This is a genomic window from Pseudomonas sp. RA_5y_Pfl1_P24 (assembly GCF_963970945.1).
Classification (GTDB): Bacteria; Pseudomonadota; Gammaproteobacteria; order Pseudomonadales; family Pseudomonadaceae; genus Aquipseudomonas; species Aquipseudomonas tritici.
In genome coordinates this window covers 234,148-242,272 of record NZ_CAXAOJ010000010.1, presented here as the reverse complement: position 1 = coordinate 242,272, position 8,125 = coordinate 234,148, and the positions used below count along the sequence as shown (strand labels likewise).

The 8,125-nt window shown below is 57.6% G+C and carries 8 protein-coding genes; 5 read left to right on the top strand and 3 right to left on the bottom strand.

The window, feature by feature from the left end; translation table 11 throughout:
- Positions 1–162 precede the first annotated feature (162 nt).
- Positions 163–348: a hypothetical protein gene (locus AACY30_RS19215; protein ID WP_049713265.1), complete on the bottom strand. Its 186-nt coding sequence runs from the start codon at positions 346–348 to the stop codon at positions 163–165.
- Positions 349–655: 307 nt separating this feature from the next.
- Between AACY30_RS19215 and galU the strand changes: the two genes are divergently transcribed.
- Together galU and gorA are read left to right on the top strand one after the other, a co-directional pair.
- A complete protein-coding gene (galU, locus tag AACY30_RS19210; RefSeq protein WP_046068218.1) occupies positions 656–1,495 on the top strand; it encodes a UTP--glucose-1-phosphate uridylyltransferase GalU in 840 nt (279 codons plus the stop codon).
- A 105-nt stretch (positions 1,496–1,600) separates the two neighbouring features.
- Complete coding sequence (gene gorA, locus AACY30_RS19205) at positions 1,601–2,959, top strand: glutathione-disulfide reductase (RefSeq protein WP_339471958.1); 1,359 nt, start codon at positions 1,601–1,603, stop codon at positions 2,957–2,959.
- On the opposite strand, the gene AACY30_RS19200 is transcribed toward gorA, so the two are convergent.
- A complete protein-coding gene (locus AACY30_RS19200) occupies positions 2,960–3,967 on the bottom strand; it encodes a DNA-binding protein (protein ID WP_339471957.1) in 1,008 nt (335 codons plus the stop codon). It lies immediately after the preceding gene.
- A gap of 170 nt (positions 3,968–4,137) precedes the next feature.
- On the opposite strand from AACY30_RS19200, the gene AACY30_RS19195 reads away from it, so the two are divergent.
- The 3 genes from AACY30_RS19195 to ahpF all read left to right on the top strand — a co-directional run bounded on the left by AACY30_RS19195 (position 4,138) and on the right by ahpF (position 7,468).
- Positions 4,138–5,070, top strand: a complete 933-nt coding sequence (locus tag AACY30_RS19195) for a site-specific integrase (protein ID WP_339471956.1) — start codon at positions 4,138–4,140, stop codon at positions 5,068–5,070.
- Positions 5,071–5,215: 145 nt separating this feature from the next.
- Positions 5,216–5,779 carry an alkyl hydroperoxide reductase subunit C gene (gene ahpC / locus AACY30_RS19190; RefSeq protein ID WP_003173835.1) on the top strand — a complete coding sequence of 188 codons (564 nt, stop codon included), beginning with the start codon at positions 5,216–5,218 and terminating at the stop codon, positions 5,777–5,779.
- 123 nt (positions 5,780–5,902) lie between these two features.
- Positions 5,903–7,468 (top strand): alkyl hydroperoxide reductase subunit F, encoded by a 1,566-nt coding sequence (gene ahpF, locus AACY30_RS19185; RefSeq protein WP_339471953.1) that lies wholly within the window; start codon positions 5,903–5,905, stop codon positions 7,466–7,468.
- 51 nt (positions 7,469–7,519) lie between these two features.
- On the opposite strand, the gene gloA is transcribed toward ahpF, so the two are convergent.
- Complete coding sequence (gene gloA, locus AACY30_RS19180) at positions 7,520–8,041, bottom strand: lactoylglutathione lyase (RefSeq protein WP_339416254.1); 522 nt, start codon at positions 8,039–8,041, stop codon at positions 7,520–7,522.
- Positions 8,042–8,125: the final 84 nt, after the last annotated feature.

Sequence of the window (8,125 nt, the reverse complement as noted above, 5' to 3'; positions counted from 1 at the left end):
TAACACTTCCCCTTGCCGGGTGTGTAGAGGACTTTCACCTCCAAGTCGTTCGGCTCACCACCACAGTGAGCTGAACAGCGCCAGTCACGGCGCTACGCGCCATGCCTGGCGCACCACAAAAAAGCCCCGTACAACGGGGCTTCATGCGCAGCGCAGCGGAACTTACTTGCCCTTCGGCCGTTTGCTCGACGCGTGACCCGCTTCATCTACAAATACTTCGGCTACCGCAATCGCTTGGCTTTCGGTGGCGAAGGCCCCGGCGACGCTGTCGCCGTGGAAATTGATCAGGTGCCAACCGTCCGCTCGCTGCGTGATCAGGTAGCCGTTTACGCCTTTTGGTTCTGACATCTATCAATCTCGTGGTGTGGTTCAAGGGCATAATGATAGCGCCAAATGTCGCAGGGACGGGCAAGTTATTCTAGGTCAGTGTTCTGATCGCAAAAGCATGCTAAAAAGGATGCAGCCCATAGAAACTCTGAGGTGCAAGCGTTTTTTGCCGTGTCGGTGGTGGCGCTCTTCACAACACCAGCGGAACTTACGCTGACATTTTTTCTCTATGATGACATCGCAACGCCAGCAGGACCCATTGTAAGGTGCCTGCGGCCTCATTAGACTGCGCCGAATTCCGTACGCACAGCCCTCTGTAAGGACCCATATGATCAAGAAATGCTTGTTCCCAGCAGCCGGTTACGGCACTCGCTTCTTGCCAGCGACCAAGGCCATGCCCAAAGAGATGCTGCCGGTGGTGAACAAGCCACTGATTCAGTACGGCGTCGAAGAGGCACTGGATGCCGGTCTGAACGAAATCTCCATTGTGACCGGCCGTGGTAAGCGCGCGCTGGAAGACCACTTTGACATCAGCTACGAGCTGGAAAACCAGATCAAAGGCACCGACAAAGAGAAATACCTGGTCGGCATTCGCAAACTGTTGGATGAGTGCTCGTTCTCCTACACCCGTCAGACTCAGATGAAAGGCCTCGGCCACGCCATCCTGACCGGCCGCCCACTGATCGGTGACGAACCTTTCGCTGTGGTACTGGCGGATGACCTGTGTGTGAACCTCGACGGCGACGGCGTGCTGACCCAGATGGTCAAGCTGTACCAGAAATACCGCTGCACCATTGTTGCGGTCATGGAAGTCGATCCATCGCAAACCAACAAATACGGCGTGATTGCCGGTGACGACATTGGCGACGGCCTGATCCGCGTTCGTGACATGGTCGAGAAGCCAGCCCCTGAAGATGCGCCGTCCAACCTGGCGATCATCGGTCGTTACATCCTGACGCCGGACATCTTCAAACTGATCGAAGAAACCGAGCCAGGCAAAGGCGGCGAGATCCAGATCACTGACGCCCTGATGAAGCAAGCCAAAGATGGTTGCGTGATTGCCTACAAGTTCAAAGGCCAGCGTTTTGACTGCGGTGGTGCTGAAGGCTACATCGAAGCCACCAACTTCTGCTTCGAGCACTTCTACAAGACCGGCAAGGCTTACTGATCCACGTTAGCCCGCCTGTTGTAAGAGAAAGCCACCTTCGGGTGGCTTTTTCGTTTTTCAGCCCCATCTAAGTCGGTATGCTGATGTCCTGCCGAGGAGAGTGAAATGGCCTACGATTTTGACCTGTATGTAATTGGCGCCGGTTCCGGCGGTGTTCGCGCAGCGCGTTTTGCCGCTGGTTTTGGTGCCAAGGTGGCCGTGGCGGAAAGCCGCTACCTGGGTGGTACCTGCGTCAACGTCGGCTGCGTGCCGAAAAAACTGTTGGTGTACGGCGCACATTTTGCCGAAGATTTCGAGCAGGCCAGCGGGTTTGGCTGGTCCTTGGGGGAGGCGAACTTTGATTGGGCGACCCTGATCGCCAATAAAGACCGTGAGATCAACCGTCTGAATGGCATCTACCGAAACCTGCTGGTCAACAGCGGCGTAACCCTGCATGAGGGGCATGCACGCTTGGTTGATCCGCATCAGGTGGAAATCAACGGTGAGCGCTTTACCGCCAAACATATTCTGATCGCCACCGGTGGCTGGCCGCAGATTCCTGAGATTCCAGGGCGTGAACACGCGATTGGCTCCAATGAGGCGTTCTTCCTCAAGGCGTTACCCAAGCGCGTGCTGGTGGTTGGCGGCGGTTATATCGCGGTTGAATTCGCCGGGATTTTCCACGGACTGGGCGCCCAGACCTCGTTACTGTATCGCGGTGACCTGTTCCTGCGCGGCTTCGACGGTTCGGTGCGCACGCACCTGAAGGAAGAGTTGACCAAGCGCGGCCTGGACCTGCAATTCAATGCCGACATCGCGCGCATCGACAAACAGCCGGATGGCAGCCTCAAAGCCACGTTGAAGGACGGTCGCGTGCTGGAGGCTGATTGCGTGTTTTACGCTACGGGTCGCCGTCCGATGCTGGACAATCTGGGGCTGGAGAACACAGGAGTCAAACTCGACAAGCGCGGTTTCGTTGAAGTGGATGATCTGTACCAGACCGCCGAAGCCTCGATCCTAGCCATCGGCGACGTGATCGGGCGCGTGCAACTGACACCGGTTGCCCTCGCCGAAGGCATGGCCGTGGCGCGCCGTCTGTTCAAGCTTGAGCAATATCGCCCGGTTGATTACGCAATGATCCCGACCGCGGTATTCAGCCTGCCAAATATCGGCACGGTTGGGCTGAGCGAAGAAGAAGCGAAAGAGAAGGGCCATAAGGTGCAGGTCTTCGAAAGCCGTTTCCGGCCGATGAAGTTGACCCTGACCGAATGTCAGGAAAAGACCCTGATGAAGTTAGTGGTCGACGCCGACACCGACAAGGTACTGGGTTGTCACATGGTCGGCCCGGATGCTGGCGAGATCGTCCAGGGGCTGGCGATTGCGCTCAAGGCGGGCGCGACCAAGCAACATTTTGATGAGACCATCGGCGTGCATCCCACGGCGGCGGAAGAGTTCGTCACCATGCGCACGCCTGTGGCGAGCTGATCAAGCGTCGGGTGTTGCCTCTGGCGCCGTTGCAATGGCGGCGGCCAGGCGCAACGCCTCAATGCTTGCTTGAGCCTTGATCAGGTCCAGTTCCAAGGTTTTGTTGGTGTGCTGGTGTTCGGTCAGCGCTTCTTGGCGTGACTGGCTCTCCAGCACGGCAACCCGTAGGCGCTCCTGAAGCAGGGTGCGCTCGCTTTCAATCAAGCTTACCTGTTCGCTCAGCTTGAGCTGCTGGGCCTGATCCTTGCGCAATTGCTCCTGCAGCGCAGCCAGCTCCTTCGCGGTTGCGCGATGTTCGATCAACAACCGCTCATTGTCGCGATGCAGCTGGGTGATCTCATCCTGGCGCACCATTGCGCTCTGCTGGGCCTGGCGCAATTCGGCTTGTGCCTGTTGCAGTTGCCCTTCGTGGCGGCGCTGTTCCTGTTCGCGCTGTTCCTTGATCGCATTGCGGTAGTGCTCGAGGGCGTCGCGGGCGTGCAGGTGCTTTTCTTCCAGCGAACGAATCTGTTCTTCCTTGTCGTTAATCCGTAGCGCGTAATCGCTGCACGCCTGGCTCAGCCCGGCGTTACGGGTTTGCTCCGTCTGCAGGCTGGTGCTGGCCGTTTGCAGCGCTGCGCTTTCTTCTGCCAGGGCCGCGGATTGGATATCGAATTGTTGCTTGAGTTGACTGTGAGCCTCCTTGAGGGCTTCGATCTGAGCGAGCAGAGCGGCTTTCTGCTGCTCGAATTGCGCCAGGGCCAGGTCGATAGGCTCCTGGGCTTTCTCCTTCAGGCGTTGAGCCAACCGCGCCACCAGTTCGCCAAGCTCGTCGTCTATCGGCGCTTCGGTGATGGTGAGGCGGGTTTCGCTTTCGTCCAACTCCTTTAAATACCGATGAATCGTGGTTTTAGAGCCCGTGTTGCCCATTTCGATGCGTACGGCGTCGATGCTGGGGTTTTCGCCGCGGGCGAGGAGCGCCAGGCGTGCTGTTTGAACTACTGCTTTATTGATGCCGCCGCGAGCCATGGGGTCTCCGTCGATTTAGTACTGTGGTACGTAGTATGTATCTACGTACTATATCATGCATTAAAACGTGTTGAAAATCATGAGTTAACAGATGGGATATTGGCGTATTATCCCGTGTCATTAGCTTTTTAATCGCGAATCCACCTGTCAGCAGTACGAATAGGCCTTCTATGAGCGATCTCGATCGTTATCTCAACGCCGCCACCCGCGACAACACCCGACGCAGTTATCGCGCAGCCATCGAGCACTTCGAAGTGAGTTGGGGCGGGTTCCTGCCTGCGACCAGCGACAGCGTGGCGCGCTACCTGGTCGCTCACGCAGGCGTGTTGGCCGTCAACACCTTGAAGCTGCGCCTGTCGGCATTGGCGCAATGGCATACGAGCCAGGGGTTTCCCGACCCAACTAAAGCGCCAGTAGTGCGCAAGGTGCTCAAGGGCATTCGTGCCGTGCACCCGGCGCAGGAGAAACAAGCCGAGCCGTTGCAGCTCAAGCATTTGGAACAGGTGGTTGCATCTCTTGAGGTCGACGCGAAAGAGGCAGCCCAGGCACAGGATCAGCCCCGGTTGCTGCGTGCCAAGCGCGACACTGCGCTGATCCTGTTGGGTTTCTGGCGGGGCTTTCGCAGCGATGAGCTGTGTCGCCTCGATATCGAGCATGTGCAGGCTACACCCGGTGCCGGCATTAGCCTTTATCTACCGCGCAGCAAAAGCGACCGCGACAACCTTGGCAAGACCTATCACACCCCGGCGCTGCTGCGTTTGTGCCCAGTGCAAGCCTACAGTGAATGGCTCAGCGCCTCGGCCCTGGTCCGTGGCCCGGTGTTTCGCGGCATTGATCGCTGGGGCAACCTGGGGGCGGAGGGGGTGCACCCCAACAGCGTGATTCCATTGTTGCGCCAGGCGCTGGAGCGCGCCGGCATCCCCGCCGAGCAATACACCAGCCACTCATTACGCCGAGGCTTTGCCACGTGGGCGCATCGCAGTGGTTGGGATTTGAAGTCGTTGATGAGTTACGTCGGCTGGAGCGACATGAAATCTGCCATGCGCTATGTTGAAGCGACGCCCTTTCTTGGCATGACCTTGGCGACACAACCGCTGCTTTGAGATTTCTTCTATTAATACAGTCACCTGATAGGGAAAACCAATCGTCAGCATGAGGTTTGCCAATGAGCCATCGTCAGAGAGAGTCGGTAGGATTCACCTCATCAACTTACTAAGCCCTTCTACAAACCCTGACGGAGAGTCAACGATGCCTATCATCAACAGCCAAGTAAAACCGTTCAAAGCGACCGCCTACAAAAACGGCAACTTCGTCGATGTGACCGACGCTGACCTGAAAGGCAAATGGTCCGTTGTGTTCTTCTACCCAGCCGACTTCACCTTCGTTTGCCCAACCGAGCTGGAAGACCTGGCTGACAACTACGCCGAATTCCAAAAGCTGGGCGTTGAGATCTACAGCGTTTCCACCGACACCCACTTTGCCCATGCTGCCTGGCACAACACCTCGCCAGCCATCGGCAAAATCCAGTACACCATGATCGGCGACCCAACCCTGACCATCTCCCGCAACTTCGACGTACTGATCGAAGAAGCTGGCCTGGCAGACCGCGGTACGTTCGTGATCAACCCAGAAGGTCAGATCAAGATCGTTGAACTGAACGACGGTGGTGTTGGCCGTGATGCTTCCGAGCTGCTGCGCAAAATCAAAGCCGCTCAGTACGTGGCTGCCCACCCGGGCGAAGTGTGCCCAGCCAAGTGGAAAGAAGGCGAGGCCACTCTGGCTCCGTCCCTGGACCTGGTCGGCAAGATCTAAGTCTGTGAAGCATCAAGGGCGGTATTCCGCACCTACCCAGTAAGCTGCAACCGCCCTCAAAAACGCCCGGGCGAGATTCGCTCGGGCGTTTTTTTATACCCAGAATTCAAGGAAATCGCCCGTATGTTGGACGCCAATCTTAAAGCTCAGTTGAAGTCATACCTGGAGCGGGTTACCCAGCCGATCGAGATCGTTGCCTCCCTCGACGACGGCGCGAAATCCCAGGAAATGCTTGCTCTTCTACAGGACGTCGTCAGCCTCACTACGCTGATTACCCTGAAAACCGATGGCGATGATGCGCGTAAGCCTTCGTTCTCCATCAACCGCCCGGGTGCCGAGATCAGCCTGCGTTTCGCCGGTATCCCCATGGGCCATGAATTCACTTCGTTGGTGTTGGCCCTGCTGCAAGTCGGTGGCCACCCGTCGAAGGCCAGTGTCGAAGTGATTGAACAGATTCGCGCCCTTAAAGGCGAGTTCAGCTTCGAAACTTACTTCTCGCTGTCGTGCCAAAACTGCCCGGACGTGGTCCAGGCGCTGAACCTGATGGCTGTGCTTAACCCGAACATCCGCCACGTCGCTATCGACGGGGCGTTGTTCCAGGCTGAAGTCGACGAACGCCAGGTTATGGCAGTGCCGAGCGTGTACCTCAATGGTGTGAACTTCGGCCAGGGCCGCATGGGCCTGGAAGAGATTCTCGCCAAGCTCGACACCAGCGGTATCGAAAAAGCCGCCGAGCAAATCAGCGCCAAAGACGCCTTTGATGTCCTTGTTGTCGGCGGTGGCCCGGCCGGTTCTGCGGCTGCGATCTACGCCGCACGTAAAGGCATTCGTACCGGCGTGGCGGCTGAGCGTTTTGGTGGGCAGGTACTGGACACCATGTCCATCGAGAACTTTATCTCGGTACAGGAAACCGAAGGCCCGAAACTGGCCAGTGCGCTTGAAGCCCATGTCCGTCAGTACGACGTGGACATCATGAACCTGCAGCGTGCCAGCAGCCTGATCCCTGCGAAAAACGCCGGTGAGTTGCATGAGATTCGCTTCGAAAGCGGTGCGACCCTCAAGTCCAAAACCGTGATCCTGGCCACCGGTGCTCGCTGGCGCGAAATGGGTGTGCCGGGTGAGCAGGAATACAAGGCTAAAGGCGTGTGTTTCTGCCCGCACTGCGATGGTCCGTTGTTCAAGGGCAAGCGTGTGGCAGTGATCGGCGGCGGTAACTCCGGCGTTGAAGCGGCCATCGACCTGGCCGGGATCGTCAGCCACGTGACCTTGCTTGAGTTCGACAGCAAGTTGCGCGCCGACGCTGTATTGCAGCGCAAGCTTTACAGCCTGCCGAACGTTGACGTGATCACCAGTGCACTGACCAGTGAAGTGAAAGGCGATGGCCAGAAAGTCACCGGTTTGGCGTACAAGGATCGCGACAGCGGCGAGTTCAAGACTATCGACCTCGAAGGTATCTTCGTACAGATCGGTTTGCTGCCCAACACCGACTGGCTCAAAGGCACCGTAGAGCTGACCCCCCGCGGTGAGATCATCGTCGATGCGCGTGGAGAGACTTCATTGCCAGGTGTGTTTGCTGCCGGCGACGTAACGACTGTGCCCTACAAGCAGATCGTGATTGCAGTGGGCGAGGGCGCCAAAGCTTCGCTGAGTGCTTTCGATCACCTGATTCGTACCTCTGCGCCAGCGTAAATTCCAGCCCGAAAATGAAAAACCCCATGAGCCATCATGGGGTTTTTTCGTTTACATCGGTGCTGGCTGAATGATCTCAACCCAGTAAGCGTCAGGGTCCTTGATGAACGCTAGGCTTTTCATGCGACCATCGCTCAGGCGCTTCTGGAAGTCACAGCCCAGGGCTTCGAAACGCTCACAGGCCGCGACGATATCCGGTACCGAGATGCAGATGTGGCCAAAGCCACGCGGGTCGGTGTTGCCGTTGTGGTAGGCGAAGTCGGCGTCGTTTTCGGTGCCGTGGTTGTGAGTCAGCTCCAGGATACCTGGGATCGACTTCATCCACTGGGTACGTTCGGCAGCGTCGGCCGGGATCTGGGATTTGTCCACCAGGGCCAGGAAATACAGGCTGAACTCGGCTTCCGGGAAGTCGCGTTTCTCAACCAGCGAAAAGCCCAGGACGCGCGTGTAGAAGTCCAGCGACTTGGTGATGTCCTTGACCCGCAGCATGGTGTGGTTGAACACAAAGTTCGTGGTGGCGGTGTCAGGTTGGGCAGTGACGCCCGGGAAAGTGTTCAGTTCGTGCAGGCTCATGGGCCCTCCAGAAAAAATGGGGCAAACGCGGCTCTAAGATGTGAGCAGGTCCTTGGCTTGCGGCTGGCATCCGTGCAGCCAGGC

Excerpts from the sequence above, each read along its gene's own strand:
- AACY30_RS19200 (WP_339471957.1), bottom strand. The coding sequence starts at position 3,967 with ATGGCTCGCGGCGGCATCAATAAAGCAGTAGTTCAAACAGCACGCCTG.
- AACY30_RS19195 (WP_339471956.1), top strand. The coding sequence starts at position 4,138 with ATGAGCGATCTCGATCGTTATCTCAACGCCGCCACCCGCGACAACACC.
- AACY30_RS19215 (WP_049713265.1), bottom strand. The coding sequence starts at position 348 with ATGTCAGAACCAAAAGGCGTAAACGGCTACCTGATCACGCAGCGAGCG.
- gorA (WP_339471958.1), top strand. The coding sequence starts at position 1,601 with ATGGCCTACGATTTTGACCTGTATGTAATTGGCGCCGGTTCCGGCGGT.
- galU (WP_046068218.1), top strand. The coding sequence starts at position 656 with ATGATCAAGAAATGCTTGTTCCCAGCAGCCGGTTACGGCACTCGCTTC.
- ahpF (WP_339471953.1), top strand. The coding sequence starts at position 5,903 with ATGTTGGACGCCAATCTTAAAGCTCAGTTGAAGTCATACCTGGAGCGG.
- gloA (WP_339416254.1), bottom strand. The coding sequence starts at position 8,041 with ATGAGCCTGCACGAACTGAACACTTTCCCGGGCGTCACTGCCCAACCT.
- ahpC (WP_003173835.1), top strand. The coding sequence starts at position 5,216 with ATGCCTATCATCAACAGCCAAGTAAAACCGTTCAAAGCGACCGCCTAC.